Here is a 20,299-nt window from a genome sequence, read left to right on the forward strand (position 1 = left end):
CATGCGTCAGCACCCCCACTCCGCGCCTTTTCCTCCTACGACGAGCGATGCCACCCACGGAAAGTGCTCCGATCCCGGGCCAAGCCGGCAGGCAGGGCCTGCGGGTCACAAATGGGTCGGCGCTACATCGTTGGGGCAGAATGAAGCGATGACCGACAACGCCGCCATCCGCATCCCCGCCGACCTGCTGCCTCTGGACGGCCGCTTCGGAGCCGGCCCCTCGAAGGTCCGCGCCGACCAGCTTGCCGCCCTCGCCGACGGGGGGCAGTCGATTCTCGGCACCTCCCACCGCCAGGCGCCGGTCCGGAACCTGGTGGGCGAGGTCCGTGAGGGCCTGTCGACGTTCTTCCGGGCACCCGATGGCTATGAGGTGGTTCTCGGCGTCGGTGGCTCCACGGCGTTCTGGGATGTGGCGGCCTTCGGTCTGGTGAGGTCCCGCGCCCAGCACCTCTCCTTCGGGGAATTCGGCTCGAAGTTCGCCTCGGCCACCGACAAGGCGCCGTTCCTCGAGGCTTCGAGCATTCTCACCTCCGAGCCGGGTACGCGTCCCACGTCCCGGCCCGAGCAGGGCGTGGACGTGTACGCCTGGCCCCAGAACGAAACCTCCACCGGTGTCGCCGCTCCGGTCCGGCGGGTCGACGGGGCGGACGACGGCGCCATCACCCTGATCGACGCCACCTCCGCCGCGGGCGGCCTCGACGTCGATGTCAGCCAGGCGGACGTGTACTACTTCGCGCCGCAGAAGAACTTCGCGTCCGACGGCGGCCTGTGGCTCGGCCTCTTCTCCCCCGCCGCACTCGAGCGGGCTGCGTCACTCAACAGCTCGGACCGCTGGATCCCGGATTTCCTGAACCTGCAGACGGCCATCGACAACTCGCGCCTCAACCAGACGTACAACACGCCGTCGCTCGCCACGCTCATCACCCTCAATGCGCAGGTGAAGTGGCTCAATGAAAGCGGCGGGCTCGCCTTCGCCGCGGCGCGCACCGCCGATTCGGCCGGTCGCATCTACTCCTGGGCTGAGGCGTCGCCGCTCACAACACCTTTCGTGCAGGACCCCGACGATCGGTCGAACGTCATCGCGACCATCGACTTCGCGGACTCCGTCGACGCCGCCAGGGTTGCCGAGGTGCTTCGCGCCAACGGTGTCGTCGACGTCGAGCCCTACCGGAAGCTCGGAAGGAACCAGCTGCGCATCGCCACCTTCGTGGCCATCGACCCGAGCGACGTCTCCGCCCTGCTCGAGTGCATCGACTATGTGATGGGAAAGATCTAGAGCACGGCCCTGGAGGTCCGCGCGAAACTGGTGATGTGCCCCAGTGCCAACGTTGCCGGAGCCACGACCTATCTCCTGCGCGGTCAGTACCCGTCGCCCGCAGCGCCGCCGATGCGCAGGCGGCGGGGAACGGAGCGGTCGTAGCGCAGCCGCACGTCGTGGTACCGCCAGGCCCAGAAAATGCCGGCGGCGGCCGCGATCAAGCCCGCCGCGGCAGCAACGCCCAGGCTCCAGCGCGGGCCGAAGGCATCCGAGACCCACCCCACCACGGGCGCGCCCAACGGTGTTCCGCCGAGAAAGATCGCGAAGTACAGCGCCATGACCCGCCCACGCATGACCGGCTCGGTGGTGGTCTGGACGTAGGCGTTGGCGCTCGTCATCAGGGTCAGGGCGAACAGTCCCACCGGCACCAGGGCGAGGCCGAAGATCCACAGCGTCGGCGCGACGGCGGCCCCTGCGCAGGCAAGGCCGAACGCCGCCGACGCTCCGAAGATGAAGCGGAGCCGTGGTTTCGCGCGGCGCGCGGAGAGCAGCGCTCCTGCCACCGAGCCCACCGCCATCACCGAGGAGAGAAGCCCGAACACTCCGGCGCCCTGGCCGAACTCGGTGCGTGCCATTGCGGCGATGTACACGGCGAAATTCAACCCGAAAGTGCCCACGATGAAGATGGCCAGCATCACCACCATCAGGTCCGGCCGGTTCAGGACATACCGGAACCCCGCCCGGATGCGGCCCCTGCCGGGCGGTGCCTTCGGCTGGGCACGGAGTTCGGAGGACCGGATGGCCAGGAGCACGTAGACCATCGCACCGAAGGTGACTGCATTGATCAGGAACACCCAACCGGGCCCGACGCCGGCCGTCAGCAGGCCGGCCGCGGCGGGTCCCACCAGCCGGGCACCGTTGAAGGACGCACTGTTGAGGGCCACCGCATTGGGAAGGTAGTCGTCGCGGACGAGTTCGGACACGAAAGCCTGCCGCGCGGGGGCGTCGAATGCGGAAACGACGCCGAGCGCGAGCGCGAAGGCGTAGACGTGCCACAGCTCGGCGGCATCGGCGAGCACCATCAGCCCGAGTCCCACCCCCAGGGCAGCCATCAGGAGCTGGGTGAGGATGAGCAGTTTCCTGCGGTCCACGATATCGGCGACCAGGCCGGCCCAGGGAGCGATGAGGAGCTGCGGACCAAGCTGGAGCGCCATCACGATGCCGAGGGCCGAGGCGTTCTGCTCGGTCAGGATGTCGTAGACCAGCCAGTCCTGCGCGGTGCGCTGCATCCAGGTCCCGATGTTCGACACCATCGCACCGATGAACCACAGGCGGTAGTTGCGGATACCGAAGGACCGGAAGGTGCTCATCCGGCTGCCGCTTCCTCCCCTGCCCGGTCCCGCCCCAACTAGCTGTCCGCCCCGGTTCCTCGTGCCTCCGGCGACCCTTCATCTACAGCGTCCGTGCGCTCGGCACCCTCTGCAACATCCTCCGCCGGCTCCTCCTGCGAGCCCTCCACCAGCGCACCGTCCTCCACCACCATCGGCTTCTCGACGACGGCAGGAGTCGTTTCGGCGTCGTCCTGGGAATCCTCGGGCCTCACCCGCTGCGACCACGGCAGCCACTCAGGAGCGAGCAGCGCCCGCTCGGAGGGAAGGAGGCCTACTTCGCAGACGGAGGGTTCCTTGCCGCGCGAAACTCTTGCGAGCGTCGCGAACCACTCCCACTCGCCGTAACCGGGCACGAACGCCTCGAACCGGTGGGTGAGCAGCCGCTCACCGTCGGCATAGGAGGTGACGTGCCGGCCCACCTGGTCGGCGGGCGCGACCTGAAGCACTGCTGCGCGAGCGAACTCGACCGCGGCTTCGAGCAGTGCATCCGGTTTCGCGGGCCGCTTCGGAGCGCGTCGCTTCACCACCGGAGCAGGAACGGCTTCGGCCGTGGGGGAAGCGTCGTCGTATTCGGAGGAGGGCTGGCCGCTGGGAATCATGGGAGCCTCAGGCGTCCAGGTCGTCGGCGACAGCGCGCAGGACGGCGGCCACCTTGGTGGCGTGGGACTTCTCGGGGTAACGGCCCTTCCGAAGACCGTTGGAGACGTCGTCGAGGAGCTTGATCAGGTCCTCGGTGATGACGGCCATATCGTCCGCGTTCTTGCGCGTGGCCTTGGCGATCGAGGGCTGGACCTCGAGGATCCGTGCTGACAGCGCCTGCGGGCCCCTGCGGCCGTCAGCGACGCCGAATTCCAGCTTGGTTCCCGGCTTCACCTCGGTCACTCCGGCGGGAAGCGCCGAGGCGTGAAGGAAGACCTCCTTGCCCTCGTCGGTTGCCAGGAAGCCGAATCCCTTTTCGGTGTCGAACCATTTCACCTTGCCAATGGGCACGTCAGTTACCTTTTCCTAGCTTGCGGCGGCGCTGAACACGCGCTGTCCTTTGGGTTCCGGCCGATGCCACCGCCGGCGGCAGTCGTGCCGCCGGCCTGCCGCGGCCCCTGCCGGAGAAGTCTTTGTAGCACCTAGATTATCCTCTTTTCAGTGCCGGGCTGCGCCGCCGTTCTTGTAGGCTGGAAGGGCTATGATCCCCAACGACTCCCGCGGACCTGCCGCGCCCCGACCGAACGGCTCCCCGGCGGACGCCGTGCCCGCCCCGGCCACCGAGGGCCCGCCCGTACGGCTCGTGCTCCTGGTCCTTGCTGTGGTCTTCGCGGGGACGGGGCTTGTTGCGCTGATCGTCATCCTCGGCGCTGCGTGGCTCCAGGCCCCACTCTGGCCCGGTTGGGTGCTCCTTGCATATGCCTGCCTCCCGGTGGGGTTCCTGCTCATGGCCGTCGTGGTATTCGCCGGAGTCCTGGCCAGACGGGGTAGTTGATCCTTCAGGCCACCGGTAATCTTGAGGCAATGTCCGCAATCCGTGCCCTGGCCGACCAGCTGGCTTCCCGCACCGACTCCGAGCTGCGCAAGCTCCTTTCAGCGCGCCCTGATCTGATCCTTCCCCCGGTACCGGATTTCCCTGCACTGGCGGCTCGGGCCTCCACGCGTGGCAGTCTGCAGCGGGCGCTCGAGAACATCGCAGTACCGCAGCAGCAGGTACTGGAGGCCGTACTGGTGGCCGAGAATCCTTCCGCCCCCGAGACGGGGATCGGGCCGGCCCAGCTGAAGGACGCCTTCGGGGAGGCCGACGCCGACACCCTCCGCACCATCGCCGACCAGCTCTGCGACCTCGCCCTGCTGTACCGCAGCGCCGGGGATCCGGCAACGTACCTGCCCGTGGGCTCCCTCGGGGACGCCCTGGGCCCCTACCCCGCAGGCCTCGGCCGCCCGTTGAAATCCCTGGCGCGGAGTATCCCCACGTATGGCCCGCGGCTCATCGAAGCGGTATCCGTGGTGGGCCAGGCGCCCGGTGAGCGGGAGCCCGCCGGGCCGGTCCACACACCGGCCTCCGCCGCCGAGGCCCTCGAGAAGGTGATCAGTTCGCCGTCGGCCTGGGCTGCGCTGATGGCGTCGGCCCCCGAGGGCACGCTCGCCGTGCTTGAGCGGCTTGCCGCCTCGCCCGTGGGCGCGACGCCTGAAGGGAGGGGCGGTGATATCTCCACCCCTGTCCCGTGGCTGCTGCACCGGGCACTTCTCGCCCCACTGGACGCGAAGCACGTCGAGTTGCCGCGCGCGGTGGGACAGGCAGTGCGCGGGCACACGGTCTTCCCCGCACTCGATGCCACGCCCCCTGGAGGAAACCGGCTGGTGGTGCGTGGGGGCCTTCGGGACAACGCCGCTTTCAGCGCCGTCGCCGAACTGCTGCGCGGAGCGTCGGCGCTGTTGGCCGCAGCCTCGGCAATCCCTGTCGCGACGCTCCGCTCGGGCGGAGTCGGAGTCCGTGAGCTCCGCCGGCTGACCGAGTCCCTGCAGTGCGAGGCAGGGGAAACGCCGTGGCTCCTTGAACTGGCCGCCGCAGCGGGCCTGCTGACCCTCGACGTCGATGATTCCCGGTGGAAACCGTCGGCGGCCGCGTGGGACTCCCGCAGCCGGCATGAGCAGTGGCTGATCCTTCTGCGCGGCTGGCTCGAACTGGACCGCGCGCCGTCGCTGACCGGTTCGAAACTTGCCGACGGCAGCGCCATCAACGCGCTCGCAGCCGAAGGATCGAGGCCTGATGCGCCCCTCGTCCGCCGTCGGCTGCTCACTGCCGCAGTAGAGCTGGTGGGAAGGCCTGCCGGTGAAGGACCGGATGTCGCACAGTCCCTGCCGGCCGCCGGCTTCGCTGCGCATGACCTTGTCGAATGGCTTTCCTGGCACCAGCCACGACTCCGACGGCGCTTCGAGCGCCTCGTTCCCGGAATGCTGACGGAGGCCGCCGCGCTGGGGCTTTTCGGAGGCGGCGTGCTGACCGCCATCGGTTTCCTCGTGGAACAGGGTCTCCTCGACGACGCCGCAGCAGCAGTCGGGGTGGCCCTTCCCGCCCCGGTGAGCCGTGTCGTCCTGCAGGCTGACCTCACCGCCATCGCTCCTGGCTACCTCGAACCCGCCGTGGCGCGCGAGCTGCTGGCGCTTTCGACACCCGAGGGCCAGGGGCCCGCCACCACCTACCGCTTCTCGGCGGACTCCATCCGGCGGGCCCTGGATGCCGGCCACGACGCCGCGTCCATCACCGCGTTCCTCACCGAGCATTCCGCCACCGAGGTGCCACAGGCTCTCACCTACCTCGTCGAGGACACGGCGGGCAGGTACGGCAGCCTCCGGGTGGGTCGGGCCGCCAGCTACGTCCGGACCGAGGACGACGCCGTCGTGGCCGCACTGCTTGCCGACCCGCGCGCGGCCACCCTCGGGCTCGTCCAGCTGGCCCCGACGGTGATCGCCTCCCCGGCGAGTCCCGCGGAGCTGACCTCCCTCCTGCGCGACCTGGGCTACGCGCCGGCACCCGAGGTGCGCCCCGGGACACCGGGCCGCGGCACGCGGCGCTCCCCGGACTCGCCTTCTCCCGACGGCGCCGCTCCAGCCGTTCCATCACAGTCGCCGTCGTCGCCGGCTGCCTCGTCGCCCGCGTCGATTGCGGCCTCCCGCGCACGGCTCAACCCGTGGTCGCTCAGCGAGGAGGAGATCGAAGCGCAGCTGGCCTCCCTGCGGCTCCGGGGCGCCGGCCCGGTGGACCGTTCCCCGGGACAGGGGCAGGAAAGCGAGGTTCTCCTCGGGCTCGAAACCCTGAGGACAGCCATCCGCCGAAAAGTACCGGTGCGGCTGGGCACCGCCGACAGCCAGGGGAATTCCGTCCGGCAGATCCTCGTTCCCCTATCAGTGTCCGGGGGTCGGGTGCGGGTATACGACCCGCAGAAGCAGGTGGAGAAAGTTGTCTCGGTGCACCGGGTCATGGATGTGGAAATAGTGGAGGGAACACCGACCGATGACTGACGGTCCATTGATTGTGCAGAGCGACAAGACCATCCTGCTGGAGGTGGACCACGAGCTGGCGACGGAGGCCCGCCATGCCATCGCTGCCTTCGCCGAACTCGAACGCGCGCCCGAGCACGTCCACAGCTACCGGCTCACCCCGCTCGGCCTGTGGAACGCGCGGGCAGCAGGTCTCGATGCCGAGCATGTGCTCGACACGCTGCTCAAGTACTCGCGGTTCCCGGTTCCGCACGCCCTCCTCATCGACATCGAGGACACGATGTCGAGGTACGGCAGGCTCCGGCTCGAGAAGGATGCACAGCATGGGCTCGTGCTGCGCACCACCGACTACCCCGTACTCGAGGAAGTGCTTCACGCGAAGAAGATTCAACCCCTCCTGGGGCCCCGGATCGACGGCGAGACCGTGGTGGTCCACTCCTCGCAGCGCGGAGCGCTCAAGCAGCTCCTGCTGAAACTGGGGTGGCCCGCCGAGGATTTCGCCGGCTATGTGGACGGGACGCCGCATCCGATCGACCTGAAGGAGGACGGCTGGACGCTGCGCCCCTACCAGAAACTTGCGATGGAGAATTTCTGGTCCGGCGGATCAGGAGTGGTGGTGCTTCCCTGCGGTGCAGGAAAAACGATCGTGGGCGCCGCCGCCATGGCCACCAGCAAGACCACCACGCTCATCCTCGTCACCAATACCGTCTCCGCCCGGCAGTGGAAGGACGAACTGTTGAAGCGGACTTCCCTCACCGAGGACGAGATCGGCGAATACTCCGGCGCCAGGAAGGAGGTCCGGCCGGTGACGATCGCCACCTACCAGGTCCTGACCATGCGCCGCGGGGGCCTGTACCCGCACCTCGAACTGCTCGACGCCAACGACTGGGGGCTGATCGTGTACGACGAGGTGCACCTGCTGCCCGCCCCGATCTTCAAGATGACCGCCGACCTCCAGGCGCGGCGCCGCCTGGGGCTCACCGCCACCCTCGTCCGTGAGGACGGCCGGGAGGGCGAGGTTTTCTCGCTCATCGGCCCCAAGCGCTACGACGCCCCCTGGAAGGACATCGAGGCGCAGGGGTACATCGCCCCGGCGGACTGCGTGGAGGTGCGCGTCGACCTCCCCCGGGATGAACGCGTCGCGTATGCGATGGCCGACGACGGCGACAAGTATCGGCTGTGCGCGACGTCCGACACCAAGTCGGCGGTGGTGGAGAAGCTCGTCGCCGCGCACTCCGGTGAACAGCTCCTGGTGATCGGCCAGTACATCGACCAGCTCGATGATCTCGGAGCCCGCCTCGATGCCCCCGTCATCAAGGGCGAAACCCCGGTGAAGGAACGCCAACGGCTCTTCGAGGCCTTCCGGCAGGGCGAAGTGAGCACCCTCGTGGTGTCCAAGGTGGCCAACTTCTCGATCGACCTGCCCGAGGCCTCGGTCGCCATCCAGGTATCCGGCTCGTTCGGCTCGCGTCAGGAGGAGGCACAGCGCCTCGGGCGGCTGCTGCGCCCGAAGGCCGACGGGCGCGCTGCACGCTTCTACACTGTCGTTGCCCGCGACACCCTCGACCAGGATTTCGCGGCCAAACGGCAGCGTTTCCTCGCCGAACAGGGCTACGCGTACCGCATCCTCGACGCCGCAGGGCTGACCGGATGACGGGCAGCTCAGCCGGAGGCGTCCAGCGGACTCCCAGCAGATTCCCAGAGAGCGGCGGAACAATGGCAGGCGTGAAGAAAACAGGCCCCGAAGCGAAACTGCTGGTTGTCGACGACGAACCGAATATCCGTGAACTGCTCTCGACGTCCCTGCGCTTTGCCGGGTTCGACGTCGTCGCCGCCGCGAACGGCCGTGAAGCCCTTGCCGCAGCGGAAACCCACAACCCGGACCTCGCGGTGCTCGACGTGATGCTGCCGGACATGGACGGCTTCACCGTCACGCGGCGGCTACGGGCGGCCGGACGCCACTTCCCCGTCGTCTTCCTCACCGCACGGGACGACACCGACGACAAGGTCACCGGCCTGACCGTCGGCGGCGACGACTATGTGACCAAGCCCTTCAGCCTCGACGAGGTGGTGGCCCGCATCCGCGCGGTGCTGCGTCGCACCCAGCCGATGGACGACGACGACGCCGTCATCCGTGTGGCTGATCTCGAGCTCGACGACGACGCCCACGAGGTGCGGCGGGCCGGCGAGACGATCGACCTCTCCCCCACCGAATTCAAGCTGCTGCGGTACCTGATGATGAACCCCAACCGGGTGCTCTCGAAGGCCCAGATCCTGGATCACGTCTGGGAGTACGACTTCAACGGGGATGCGTCGATCGTGGAGTCCTATATCTCCTACCTGCGGCGCAAGATCGACCGCAACCCTGACGCCGTCGCGCTCATCCAGACCAAGCGCGGTGTGGGGTACCTGCTGCGAACCCCCGACAAGCGGTAGGTCTCCGACCCGGTGATTCGGCGCTGGAAATCGGCCTCGCTGCGGTCGCAGCTCGTGGCCATCACGACCCTGCTGATGGCGGTCGCCGTCGGCATCACCGGTCTTGCCACCGTCTCGCTGCTGCGGGACGGACTCATCGAGCGCATGGACACCGACCTCGAGTCCAACGCCCAGGTGGTGGCACGCACCTTCTATGCATCATCACTTCCCGGTGACGGCGCCCTCCTCCGGTTCTACGGCGCGATCCTCGACTCGGAGGGCGAGGTGATCGGGGAAACCCAGTTGCCCGACAACGCCGACGCCCCGGACCTCGACGGCCTGTCCGAGGAGCGCATCCGGCAGGTCGACCGAAGTGGGTTCGAGGTTCCGGGCACCCACTCGACGAGCCAGGGCTGGCGGGTGAAGCTGGTTCCTTTCAACAACCAGGAAGGGCACCTCGCCGTTGCGTCCCCGCTCTCGACGGTCAACGACTCGGTCCAGGAGGCGGCGGAGATCATCTTCACGTCGGGGCTCCTGACCACCGTGGTCGCCTCACTGATCGCGTTCGCCGCCGTCACCCGCCAATTCCGGCCCCTGGCGAGGGTCGAGCGGACTGCAGCGGCGATCGCCGCCGGTGATCTTTCCCGGCGCGTCAAGGTGGAGCGGCCCACCACCGAGATCGGCAGGCTCTCCCGGTCACTCAACGCGATGCTCGCCCATATCGAGACGGCCTTCGCCGCCCGGACCGCGTCGGAGCGTAAAATGCGCCGTTTCGTCGCAGACGCGTCCCACGAGCTCCGGACCCCGCTGGTCACGATCCGCGGCTTCTCCGAGCTCTACCGACACGGCGCCCTGGAGAAGGACGAGGACGTGGCAGCCGCGATGGGCCGGATCGAGAGCGAAGCGATCCGCATGGGCCAGCTCGTGGAGGACCTCTTGACGCTCGCGCGGATCGACGAGCAGCGGCCTCTCGACGCCAAGCCGGTCGACCTCATGGTGCTGGGCAATGACGCCGCCCTCGACGCCCGCGCCATCGCCCCCGACCGGCGGATCACCGTGATCGGGCTCGACGGCGGCAGACCCCAGCCCGCACCGACCATCGGGGACGAGTCACGGATCCGGCAGGTCGTGGCCAACCTGATCACCAATGCTCTGAGATACACCCCCGACGGCACGCCCATCGAGATCGCGGTCGGCGTGGCACCCGTGCTGTCCGGGCACAGCAACTCGGTGCTCGAAGTGCGGGACCATGGACCGGGCATCTCCGAGGAGGACGCCGCCCGCGTCTTCGAGCGCTTCTACCGCGCGGACTCCTCCCGACACCGGGAGACCGGCGGCACCGGCCTCGGCCTGGCTATCGTGGCGGCTCTTGTCGCGCAACATGACGGGACGGTGCGGCTCGAGGAGACTCCCGGCGGCGGAGCCACACTATCGGTCCGCTTTCCGCACGCGGACGGCCTGCCGTCGACGGCGTCGGAATCCCCCTCTGCCGCTGACGCGTGAGCGACGCTTTGTCCACATCCACCCGCTGAGTCCCCTGCCGCGGCGCTCCACTGCCTACCGTCGGATGACAAGACATTTCCCTAGCGAACCGGGAGCGGACCGATGGCATTCTTCACTGTGGACACCGACAGCCTGGCGGCGAAAAGCAGCCAGGTGCAGGGCACTATTCTCCGCCTGCAGTCCGAGGTGAACAGTATGCAGGCGGGACTTCGTGAACTCGAGGCGCTGTGGGGAGGACAGGCCTCGGCGAACTTCCAGCAGCTCATCACGCAGTGGCGCGGCACCCAGGCACAGGTGGAGGAATCCCTGGTGGGCATCAATGAAGCCCTGGCCGTCGCCACGACCCAGTATGCGGAGGCAGAATTGAGTAACGCGAGGTTGTTCCTGCGCTGAGACACGACAAAGGCGGCACCCGTTTCGGGGTGCCGCCTTTGTCGGATCAGCGCAAAACGGCTGGGAGCAGGGGCTAGAAGCCGCCCATTCCGCCCATGCCGCCCATGTCATCGCCGCCGCCGCCGGCGGGAGCAGCCTTTTCGGGCTTGTCCGCGACGACAGCTTCGGTGGTCAGGAACAACCCGGCGATGGAGGCCGCGTTCTGCAGCGCGGAGCGCGTGACCTTCACCGGGTCGTTGACACCGGCGGCCAGGAGGTCCTCGTACACGCCGGTTGCAGCGTTGAGGCCATGGCCCGCAGGCAGTCCGCGGACCTTGTCCACCACGACGCCAGGCTCGAGGCCGGCGTTGAAGGCGATCTGCTTCAGCGGGGCGTCGATGGCGACACGGACGATGTTCGCTCCGGTTGCCTCGTCACCTGTCAGGTCGAGCGTGGCGAATGCCTTCGCACCGGCCTGGATCAGTGCCACGCCGCCACCGGCAACGATGCCCTCTTCGACGGCTGCCTTGGCGTTACGCACTGCATCTTCGATGCGGTGCTTGCGCTCCTTGAGCTCGACCTCGGTTGCGGCTCCGGCCTTGATGACTGCGACGCCGCCGGCCAGCTTGGCCAGGCGCTCCTGCAGCTTCTCGCGGTCGTAGTCGGAGTCGGAGTTGTCGATCTCGGCACGGATCTGGGCCACACGGCCGGCGATGGCGTCGGCGTCGCCGGCACCTTCGACGATCGTGGTCTCGTCCTTGGTGACAACCACCTTGCGGGCAGTGCCGAGCAGGTCGAGCGTGGCGTTCTCGAGCTTGAGGCCGACTTCCTCGGCGATGACCTGGCCACCGGTGAGGATGGCGATGTCGGCCAGCTGGGCCTTGCGGCGGTCGCCGAAGCCGGGTGCCTTGACGGCAACGGACTTGAACGTGCCGCGGATCTTGTTCACGACGAGCGTGGCGAGAGCCTCACCCTCGACGTCCTCGGCGATGATCAGCAGCGGCTTGCCGGACTGCATGATCTTCTCGAGGACGGCAACGAGGTCCTTGACGTTCGAGATCTTCGAGTTGACGATCAGGATGTAGGGATCCTCGAGGACCGTCTCCTGGCGCTCTGCGTCGGTGACGAAGTAACCGGAGATGTAGCCCTTGTCGAAGCGCATTCCTTCGGTCAGCTCGAGCTCGAGGCCGAAGGTGTTGGATTCCTCGACGGTGATGACGCCTTCCTTGCCCACCTTGTCGAGTGCTTCAGCGATGAGGTCACCGATCTGCGTGTCACCGGCGGAAATGGAAGCCGTGGCCGCGATTTCCTCCTTGGTCTCGATCTCCTTGGCGGAAGCCAGGAGCTCCCGGGTGACGGCGGCAACTGCCTTCTCGATACCGCGCTTGAGGCTCAGGGGATCCGCACCGGCGGCTACGTTGCGGAGGCCTTCCTTGACGAGGGCCTGCGCGAGGACGGTGGCGGTCGTGGTGCCGTCGCCGGCCACGTCGTCGGTCTTCTTCGCAACTTCCTTGACCAGCTCGGCGCCGATCTTCTCGAACGGGTCGTCGAGTTCGATCTCCTTGGCGATGGAAACACCATCGTTGGTGATCGTGGGGGCGCCCCACTTTTTCTCGAGGACGACGTTGCGGCCGCGTGGGCCGAGCGTTACCTTGACGGCGTCAGCGAGGATGTTCAATCCACGCTCGAGGCCGCGACGGGCCTCTTCATCAAAAGAAATGATCTTGGCCATAACGGCTTAGGTCCTTTCGGGGACGGTTGTGCATGTCAGCATACGAATGCCTACCGATCTGCGATGCCCGCGACGGACGGGCTGGGCCGGGAACGATCTCTTTACGTCCTGGCGTTCACCCTCACCACAGAGGTCTGCCTGCTTCACCCGGTACCCGCTGCTTAGCAGTCAACCGGCCCGAGTGCTAACTCAATAATTAGCACTCCGGCAGGGCGAGTGCAAGCCGGGATTCCCGTGGTGACGCCCCCGGGCCGTCCCTGAGCCGGTCCGGAAAAAGACAGGGACCTACCCGATGGCGTGCGGCGGAAAGGAGGCATAGGTTGGGGTCGGACAGCACAACAGGAGGAGCGCAGTGTCAACGAACCCAGAGCACCAGCCGGATCCCTTTTCGGATCCGGACGGGAAGAACCAGCCCGGACCCGGGGCGTCACCGGACACCGGTCGGCCCCCCGAACAATATCCGTCCGGCTTCGACCCGTCCGGCGTCCACCAGTCCGGCTCGTACGGGTCAGCTCCGCAACAACCCGATTCCTACCAGCAGCAGGGTCCCTACGGTCAGGGGTACCCCGAACAGCCGAATGGGTACCCGCCGAATCAATACCAGCAGGGCCCGTACCAGCCCAATCCGTACCAGCAGGGCCAGTTCCAGCAGGGCCCCTACGGCCAGGGGTACCCCGAACAGAAATCACGGCTCGTTGCAGGGCTGCTCGGTATCCTCCTGGGATCGCTCGGTATCCACCGTTTCTACCTGGGCTATACCACCATCGGTGTCGTGCAGATCATCGTCACCTTCGTGACCTTCGGATTCGGAGCGCTCTGGGGGTTCATCGAGGGCATTCTGATCCTCGTGGGAGCGCAGACGTTCAGCAGGGACGCGCGCGGCATCCCGCTCAAGGAGTAATCCGCTCAAGGAGTAATCCGCCGAAGGAGTAGCGCGCCGTATGGAACCTTAGCCGGCCGACCGGGCGAGGGTTCCTATTCGAAATCCGGTCCAAGCACCGCCGTGATCAGCGGCGCGACGTCGGGGCTGGCCATCACGGTTGCGATGCCGAGGTCAGCGGCGAGTTCCTGGGCGGCGGGCTGCTGGTCGGCGTCGCCGTAGAGAACCGTGGACGCCTGGACCGGCGGCCCGGCCCAGTTGCCGGCAATCGCTCCAGACCAGCCCTCCGCCGCCAGGCGGCCGGCCGCGGTCGTGGCGAGCCCTGCCGTTCCGGTGGCGTTGAGCACGTTGAGGGCCTGGCTCCTGTCGACCACAGCCGGGGAGGTCGACGCCGACTCCCCGGAGCCCGCCTCTGCAGGATCCGGATCCGGGGTAGGGACCCCGGAGGCATCCGCTGCCGAAGCGGTGCTGCCGCTGGGCACCGCCTCCAGCCCGAGCCTCGGAAGCAGAAAGTAGGCGGCGAGTCCTACGAGCAACGCCAGCACTCCCACGAGGATTTTCAGGGCGAGTCCATTGGAACGATCGGGCATCAACCGCTCACGGTGGACTCCCTGCCGATCGACGCTGATCGGAATGTCGTCGAACTCGTCCGCGGGATATTTCGTCATATGCGTGTGCGGTCCTTGGCTGCTGGTCAGATGTCGACGCCGAGCCGGCGTGCCGAGCGGGCACGCTGCCGGGTTGAACGAAGTCTACGCAGCCTTTTGACAAGCATCGGATCGTGGGCGAGCGCCGCCTCCGTGTCGATCAGCGCATTGAGGATCTGGTAGTAGTGGGTGGCTGACATGTTGAAAAGCTCCCGGATCACCTGTTCCTTCGCTCCCGAGTACTTCCACCATTCACGTTCGAGTGCGAGCATGCGCCGGTCGCGGTCCTCGAGAACGAGTGCGTCGGTAGGGGAAGGCGGGTTGCCCGCTGCACCCAGTGCTTCACCCATCGACTCCACCGCCCCGATCCGTCCATTCCAGAAATTCCGGTCACTGCCTATGGCAGGACCACCTATCCATGGTAGTTGCGAATTTCAACAGTGTCATTTGGAGGGTCGACACACATCCGATCGGCAAGAATGGAACCATGGATTCCGACGATGGCCATGGCGGCAGCCCTTTCACCTTCGCCGCTCCGACTCCCATCAGGGAGTTGATGGCCCCTGACTGGGCTGAGGCTCTTTCTCCTGTGGAGCCCGCGCTGCACCGCCTCGCCGGAATCCTCACGAGGGACGCCCGCGCCGGGCAGCGGATCCTTCCGGAGCCCGCGAACATCCTCCGCGCCTTCAGCTACCCACTGGCGAAGGTCAAGGTGGTCATCGTGGGGCAGGACCCCTATCCCACCGTGGGCCATTCGGTGGGACTCGCGTTCGCCGTCGATCCCGGGACGAGGCCCCTGCCGCGGAGTCTCGTCAACATCTACCGGGAGCTGTCATCGGACCTCGGCCGAACCGTACCGGCCTCGGGTGACCTCTCCCTCTGGTCGGAGCAGGGTGTCCTGCTGCTGAACCGGGTGCTGACCGTGCGGGCCGGCGAGTCGGCCTCACATCGGAACCTGGGTTGGGAAGAATTGACCGATGCTGCGCTGACGGCCCTCGCGGCCCGGAGCGGGCCGCTCGTGGCCGTCCTGTGGGGCAGGGATGCATTGAAGATGAAGCCCCTGCTCGGCGATACCCCGACGGTGGAATCTGCCCACCCCAGCCCGTTGTCGGCGTCACGGGGGTTCTTCGGATCCCGGCCGTTCAGCAGGGTGAACGAACTATTACGGCTGCAGGGCGCGGAACCGGTCGACTGGCTCGGCAGCTGAACCAGGAACCGTCGCGAGTCAGCTCAGCGCCGACGGCTCCGCTGTCGCTCGTTGCTGCTGAGTCCCTGGGTGAAAGGCCGAGCGAGGTTGTCGCCGAGCACCACTCCACCCGCGATGGCGAGGATCACGGTGAGTGCATTGAAGAGCCCGATCGCGCCGTCGTCCACCATCGCGGGATCGAGGGTGAGGGAGTACATCGAACGGAAGATCGTCAGCCCCGGGTAGAGGAACATGACCGCGGGCACCGCGACCACCAGTTGCGGAGCCCCCATCCGTAACGCCACGACGCGCGCGAGCCCTCCGATCAGCACCGCGGCGAGCGCAGGCCCCAGGCGGTATCCCACCCCCGCGTTGATGAGGGAGATCCACAACAGGTACCCGGCAACACCGACAAGGGATGTCGGGACCACGAGCTTGATGTCGGTCTGCTCGGAGATGCAGATCATCGCCACGGCGATGAAGACGAGGACCGCCACCACCGGCCATGGATAGACGGTTTCAGGGGATTGCAGGAGGTCGAGTGGCGGAATGCCGATCATGGAACCGACGACCAGGGCGACGGCGATGCCCGAGACCACTCCACCGAACACCAGGACGGCTGAGAGATAGCGGCCCGCGGCGGTCACGGGGAAACCGTTGATGGCGTCCTGTGTGGCGGACACCAGGCGCCCGGTGGGAAGGAGGAGCAGGATTCCGCCCACCACCACCAGCGACGGCGCGATGGGCAGCTCCAGCCACCAGAAGAGCATGGCGATCAGGGTGACCATTCCGGCCGACGTCGCCACGGCGAAGAACTCCGGAACGCGCCACTTGCCGAGCTGGCGGGACAGCAGGTCCACGAGGATGCAGCTCCCCAGCCCCAGGAGGGAACCGAGCGGCCCTCCACCGATGAATCCGACGATCGCGGCTGCGAAGATACCGAAAGCCGCCGTGACCATCCAGCGGGGGAAGGGCTTGGGTCGCCTGGTGATGTTCTCGAGCCGCTGGCTCGCTTCCGGACGTGACACTCCGCCGTCGGCAATATCGGAGACCAGCTGGTGGATGGCGGTGAGACCGGCGTAGTTGTTGGTCCACGAACGCACCACGCGCAGCACGGTGGTGGGCGTCTGGTCCTTGGCCGAGTAGTTGAGGATCACCGACTGGTTGGTGATGTCCACTTCCACGTGGTCCACGCCGAAAGCTGCCGTGACCGCGATGATGCTCGTTTCGACTTCGAGGGCACCGGCCCCGTACCGGAACATCGTCTCGGCGAGGCTCAGGGCGAAATCGAGGGTTTTGCGGACGCTCGCGTCGGGCCCGGCGGCCTGGACCATCGGGTTCGCATAGGGGCTTCCGGCAAGCCGCTCCACAATGCTCATCGCCTGGGTAGGAGGCGCCTCCCCCTGGACGAGCCGCCTCAGCATGCTGCGCGCAGCGGCGTTGGACCGGTCCGGACGGACGGCCCGCGGCGTGGTCGGCAACGCATCGGTAGGGCGGGAGCCCGGCTGCCGCTGCCGAGCCTTCGGTGCTGCTTTCTGCTGCACCTTCGGCGCCCTTGGCGGTCGCGAGGCGGGCTGGATCGTCGGTTTCACCTCCGTGCGCGGAGTTGCCGACAACTTCTCCTTCTCGGCGTCGGACGGGTCGAAGGGCCGCTGGATGACCGGCAACGACTCCGCCATCGGCGAAGGATTGGTGGTGGGCGAATGGCCGTTTCCGGGCTCGGTGCCGTCTTTCATGGTTAAACCCCTTGTGCGTGTTTCTCCCCTCGGGGCTGCCTGCTCAGTAGAACGGCTGGTGGTGCCGCCGCCAGTAGATCTGCCGTGCAACGCGTTCCCCGACGATGTTCCAGAGGCGGTACTTCCGGGGACTGATCACGGCGTCGTAGCACCCGATGAAATCGGTCACGGTCTTGGTGAAGCTCGTCTTGAACAGCCCGAGGCCATGGTGGGGGTGGGACGGGTCCTTGAGCCTGTCGCTGGGGGGCGTCCCGCAGAAGTCGTACTCCACGATGCCGTGCTCGGTCCGGAGATCGTTGATCGCGGTCCACTGCAGCAGATGGGAATCGCCGTACTGTGAGCGCCCGGGCTTCGACCCGCCGTCCTTGTAGGTTCCCTTGGTTCCATAGTTGAGCACGAAGGCACCCACTGATGCCTCACCGTCCTCGTACACGAAGTACAACCGGCCCTGGCCCGCCTTCACGAAGTTGTTCCAGAACCTGCTGTAGTACTCGAAGGAACGCAGCCGCGCACTCGACCGGTCCTCGATATGGGACATCAGGCCGTACATGATGCGGAAATTCTCCTCGGTGGGCTCCACCCGGTGCACTTCGACGCCCTCACGGATGGCCCGCCGCACGGCATTCCTCCCCCGCGAATGAAGGTTGCGCAGCAGCTGGTTCGGCTCCGCCGTGGTGTCGAGGATGGCGGTGTGGTCGTTGGGCTGCAGGTCGAAGGTCTTCTGGAGACCTGCTCCCCGGAAGATGTCCCGGGCTTCCGGGGTGTCCTCGATGTCCGGCTCGATCTTCACCGCGAAGACCGGGAGCTTCGAGCGGGCGATGAAGTCCCGGATGGCGTCAACCGCTGCGGGCATCTGGTCGGCCGTCTCCACCGCCGGCCCCTTGATGAGGTACCAGAGCCGCCCCAGCGCGGGGAACGACTTCTCCAGCACGAGGTTGTAGCTCGAATAGCCTTCCGACCGGAGCACCAGGAACAGCGGCTTCCACCCATGGTGGGACTTCACCTCGGCGAAGGAGGCGGACTGCAGGACGTTGCCGCCGGCCGGGTTGGCCGTCACATGGGAGTCCCAGTTCTCGCGCTCTGCGTCCGTGGCGAACCGCGCCGTGAAGTTGACCAAATTTCCTCTATCAGTGGGGTGCGGCCTGGAACGCGCGGGACGATCAATGGCGGGGTACCAGCGGGAATGACGCAGTCAACTGTACCGGGTACGGGCCGGCAAACCTCATTGCCGCTCCGGTGTACCACGGTTTTCGGGGAGGTCCGGCTCCCTTCCGCGCGCTATGCGGGGTGCGCCTGCATGGTTAGCATCGGAGGCATGGACTTTAGATACCTTGGAAACAGCGGACTCAAAATTTCGGAGATCACCTACGGCAACTGGCTGACGCACGGCTCCCAGGTGGAGAACGACGTCGCCACCCGGTGCGTGCGTGCGGCCCTCGATGTCGGCATCAGCACCTTCGACACGGCGGACGTGTACGCGAACACCGCCGCGGAGACGGTGCTCGGTGAGGCGCTGAAGGGTGAGCGCCGCCAATCCCTCGAGATCTTCACCAAGGTGTGGGGAGCCACCGGGCCCAAGGGACACAACGATGCAGGGCTCTCCCGCAAGCACATCCTGGAGTCGATCAACGGCTCCCTGGAGCGGTTGCAGACCGACTACGTGGATCTCTACCAGGCGCACCGCTACGACTTCGAAACGCCGCTCGAAGAGACCATGCAGGCCTTCGCCGACGTCGTCCGCCAGGGCAAGGCGCTCTACATCGGCGTCAGCGAATGGACGGCTCAGCAGATTCGCGACGGCTCGGCCCTCGCGAAGGAACTCGGCATCCAGCTGATCTCGAACCAGCCGCAGTACTCGATGCTGTGGCGTGTCATCGAGGGCGAGGTGGTACCCGTCTCCGAGGAACTCGGCCTGTCGCAGATCGTGTGGTCGCCGGTGGCCCAGGGCGTGCTGACCGGGAAATACCAGCCGGGGCAACAGCCGGAAAAGGGCACCCGCGCCTCCGACGACAAGGGCGGCGCCGACATGATCAAGCGGTGGATGGACGACGACGTCCTGACCGGCGTGCAGAAGCTCCGACCCATCGCCGACGGCGTCGGCCTCACCATGGCGCAGCTCGCCATCGCCTGGACCCTGCAGAACCGGAACGTCGCCTCGGCGATCATCGGCGCCTCACGGCCGGAGCAGGTCGAGTCGAACGCGGCGGCGGCCGGCGTCGTCCTCGAATCCGACGTGATGACGGCGATCGACGATGCCATCGGCTCCCTGGCCGAGACGGACGTCTCGAAGACGAAGTCCCCCGATTCGCGGCCCGCCTGATGGCGGCTCTGCGGGTCGCGGTGACCGGCGCCACCGGCAAGCTCGGCCGCAGCGTCACCCGGGGACTGCGGGAGGCGGGGCACTCGGTCCTCGAGCTGGACCAGCACGGCGAACGCGGCCCGGAGTTCCTGCGCATCGACCTGCGGGACTACGGCCAGGTGATCGACGCCCTCCTGGGTGTGGACGACCGCTCCGACGGATTCGACGCCGTGGTGCACCTCGCCGCGATCCCGGCACCGGGTATCCAAGCCGACGTTGCGACCTTCTCCAACAACATGATGTCCACCTACAACGTTTTCCAGGCCTGCAGGCGGGCTGGCATCAAGCGCGTGGTCTACGCCTCGAGCGAGACCGTCCAGGGCCTGCCCTTCGACGTCGATCCTCCCTACATCCCCGTGGATGAGGGATATGCGGCACGGCCGGAGAGCACCTACTCGCTCGTGAAGCACCTCGAGGAACAGTTGGCGATTGAGCTGACGCGCTGGGATCCCGAGCTGAGCATCACGGCACTGCGCTTTTCCAATGTGATGGACCCTGAGGACTATGCCGCCTTTCCGTCGTTCGACGCCGACGCAACCCTGCGGAAGTGGAACCTGTGGGGGTACATCGACGGCCGGGACGGCGCCCAGGCGGTGGTGCGTGCCCTCGAGTCCGCGGGTCCGGGATTCGACCGCTTCCTCATTGCGGCCGCCGATACCGTGATGAGCCGGTCCAGTGCCGATCTGGCGGCCGAAGTGTTTCCCGGCGTCGAGATGGTTCGCGAGGTGGGACAGCACGAAACCCTGCTCTCGATCGACAAGGCGCGGCGCGTTCTCGGGTTCGATCCGCAGCACAGTTGGCGGGACCACCCCTGACCGGTTGTCCCTTCCCGGAGA

The 20,299-nt window shown here is 67.1% G+C and carries 19 protein-coding genes; 11 read left to right on the forward strand and 8 right to left on the reverse strand.

The features are described from left to right. Positions 1 to 148 precede the first annotated feature (148 nt). Positions 149 to 1,276 carry a phosphoserine transaminase gene (gene serC / locus IWX75_RS14895; RefSeq protein ID WP_196823038.1) on the forward strand — a complete coding sequence of 376 codons (1,128 nt, stop codon included), beginning with the start codon at positions 149 to 151 and terminating at the stop codon, positions 1,274 to 1,276. Between the two features lie 83 nt (positions 1,277 to 1,359). Here serC and IWX75_RS14900 read toward each other — a convergent pair whose 3' ends face one another. From IWX75_RS14900 to IWX75_RS14910, 3 genes are read right to left on the reverse strand one after another with little or no spacing between them, the layout of a single operon-like run. Then, complete coding sequence (locus tag IWX75_RS14900; RefSeq protein ID WP_196823039.1) at positions 1,360 to 2,628, reverse strand: MFS transporter; 1,269 nt, start codon at positions 2,626 to 2,628, stop codon at positions 1,360 to 1,362. 38 nt (positions 2,629 to 2,666) lie between these two features. After that, complete coding sequence (locus IWX75_RS14905) at positions 2,667 to 3,248, reverse strand: DUF3027 domain-containing protein (RefSeq protein ID WP_196823040.1); 582 nt, start codon at positions 3,246 to 3,248, stop codon at positions 2,667 to 2,669. Positions 3,249 to 3,255: 7 nt separating this feature from the next. Continuing rightward, positions 3,256 to 3,639, reverse strand: coding sequence for a cold-shock protein (locus IWX75_RS14910; protein WP_196823041.1), 384 nt, complete (start codon positions 3,637 to 3,639; stop codon positions 3,256 to 3,258). Between the two features lie 190 nt (positions 3,640 to 3,829). On the opposite strand from IWX75_RS14910, the gene IWX75_RS14915 reads away from it, so the two are divergent. The 6 genes from IWX75_RS14915 (at position 3,830) to IWX75_RS14940 (ending at position 10,944) form a co-directional block, all read left to right on the forward strand. Continuing rightward, positions 3,830 to 4,123, forward strand: a complete 294-nt coding sequence (locus IWX75_RS14915) for a hypothetical protein (protein WP_196823042.1) — start codon at positions 3,830 to 3,832, stop codon at positions 4,121 to 4,123. Positions 4,124 to 4,152: 29 nt separating this feature from the next. Further along, positions 4,153 to 6,654 (forward strand): helicase-associated domain-containing protein, encoded by a 2,502-nt coding sequence (locus tag IWX75_RS14920; RefSeq protein WP_334684382.1) that lies wholly within the window; start codon positions 4,153 to 4,155, stop codon positions 6,652 to 6,654. Further along, on the forward strand, positions 6,647 to 8,287 hold the full coding sequence (locus IWX75_RS14925; protein ID WP_196823044.1) for a DNA repair helicase XPB: 1,641 nt from the start codon (positions 6,647 to 6,649) through the stop codon (positions 8,285 to 8,287). The genes IWX75_RS14920 and IWX75_RS14925 overlap by 8 nt, the downstream gene beginning before the upstream one ends. Before the next feature lie 62 nt (positions 8,288 to 8,349). After that, a complete protein-coding gene (locus tag IWX75_RS14930) occupies positions 8,350 to 9,069 on the forward strand; it encodes a response regulator transcription factor (RefSeq protein WP_196823045.1) in 720 nt (239 codons plus the stop codon). Positions 9,070 to 9,081: 12 nt separating this feature from the next. Beyond that, positions 9,082 to 10,551, forward strand: a complete 1,470-nt coding sequence (locus IWX75_RS14935; RefSeq protein ID WP_334684383.1) for a sensor histidine kinase — start codon at positions 9,082 to 9,084, stop codon at positions 10,549 to 10,551. A 102-nt stretch (positions 10,552 to 10,653) separates the two neighbouring features. Continuing rightward, positions 10,654 to 10,944 carry a WXG100 family type VII secretion target gene (locus IWX75_RS14940; protein ID WP_196823046.1) on the forward strand — a complete coding sequence of 97 codons (291 nt, stop codon included), beginning with the start codon at positions 10,654 to 10,656 and terminating at the stop codon, positions 10,942 to 10,944. A 73-nt stretch (positions 10,945 to 11,017) separates the two neighbouring features. Here the strand turns inward: IWX75_RS14940 and groL are convergent, their stop codons facing one another. Next, complete coding sequence (gene groL, locus IWX75_RS14945) at positions 11,018 to 12,655, reverse strand: chaperonin GroEL (RefSeq protein ID WP_196823047.1); 1,638 nt, start codon at positions 12,653 to 12,655, stop codon at positions 11,018 to 11,020. A gap of 352 nt (positions 12,656 to 13,007) precedes the next feature. Here groL and IWX75_RS14950 point away from each other — a divergent pair, with 352 nt between their 5' ends. Continuing rightward, positions 13,008 to 13,556, forward strand: a complete 549-nt coding sequence (locus IWX75_RS14950; protein WP_196823048.1) for a TM2 domain-containing protein — start codon at positions 13,008 to 13,010, stop codon at positions 13,554 to 13,556. 74 nt (positions 13,557 to 13,630) lie between these two features. On the opposite strand, the gene IWX75_RS14955 is transcribed toward IWX75_RS14950, so the two are convergent. Continuing rightward, the gene (locus IWX75_RS14955) at positions 13,631 to 14,203 is read right to left on the reverse strand and encodes a LytR C-terminal domain-containing protein (protein ID WP_196823049.1); all 573 of its coding nucleotides are present in this window, start codon (positions 14,201 to 14,203) and stop codon (positions 13,631 to 13,633) included. 26 nt (positions 14,204 to 14,229) lie between these two features. Further along, on the reverse strand, positions 14,230 to 14,532 hold the full coding sequence (locus IWX75_RS14960; RefSeq protein WP_196823050.1) for a DUF3263 domain-containing protein: 303 nt from the start codon (positions 14,530 to 14,532) through the stop codon (positions 14,230 to 14,232). Positions 14,533 to 14,669: 137 nt separating this feature from the next. Here IWX75_RS14960 and IWX75_RS14965 point away from each other — a divergent pair, with 137 nt between their 5' ends. Continuing rightward, positions 14,670 to 15,389 carry a uracil-DNA glycosylase gene (locus IWX75_RS14965; RefSeq protein ID WP_196823051.1) on the forward strand — a complete coding sequence of 240 codons (720 nt, stop codon included), beginning with the start codon at positions 14,670 to 14,672 and terminating at the stop codon, positions 15,387 to 15,389. 23 nt (positions 15,390 to 15,412) lie between these two features. On the opposite strand, the gene IWX75_RS14970 is transcribed toward IWX75_RS14965, so the two are convergent. After that, a complete protein-coding gene (locus IWX75_RS14970; RefSeq protein WP_196823052.1) occupies positions 15,413 to 17,104 on the reverse strand; it encodes a threonine/serine ThrE exporter family protein in 1,692 nt (563 codons plus the stop codon). A gap of 43 nt (positions 17,105 to 17,147) precedes the next feature. Then, positions 17,148 to 18,221 (reverse strand): lipid II:glycine glycyltransferase FemX, encoded by a 1,074-nt coding sequence (locus IWX75_RS14975; RefSeq protein ID WP_196823053.1) that lies wholly within the window; start codon positions 18,219 to 18,221, stop codon positions 17,148 to 17,150. Between the two features lie 198 nt (positions 18,222 to 18,419). On the opposite strand from IWX75_RS14975, the gene IWX75_RS14980 reads away from it, so the two are divergent. Further along, positions 18,420 to 19,424: an aldo/keto reductase family protein gene (locus tag IWX75_RS14980; protein WP_196823054.1), complete on the forward strand. Its 1,005-nt coding sequence runs from the start codon at positions 18,420 to 18,422 to the stop codon at positions 19,422 to 19,424. Positions 19,425 to 19,432: 8 nt separating this feature from the next. Next, positions 19,433 to 20,278, forward strand: coding sequence for an NAD-dependent epimerase/dehydratase family protein (locus IWX75_RS14985; protein ID WP_196823080.1), 846 nt, complete (start codon positions 19,433 to 19,435; stop codon positions 20,276 to 20,278). Positions 20,279 to 20,299: the final 21 nt, after the last annotated feature.

Source organism: Arthrobacter sp. CAN_A6 (genome assembly GCF_015751715.1).
Classification (GTDB): Bacteria; Actinomycetota; Actinomycetes; order Actinomycetales; family Micrococcaceae; genus Arthrobacter_D.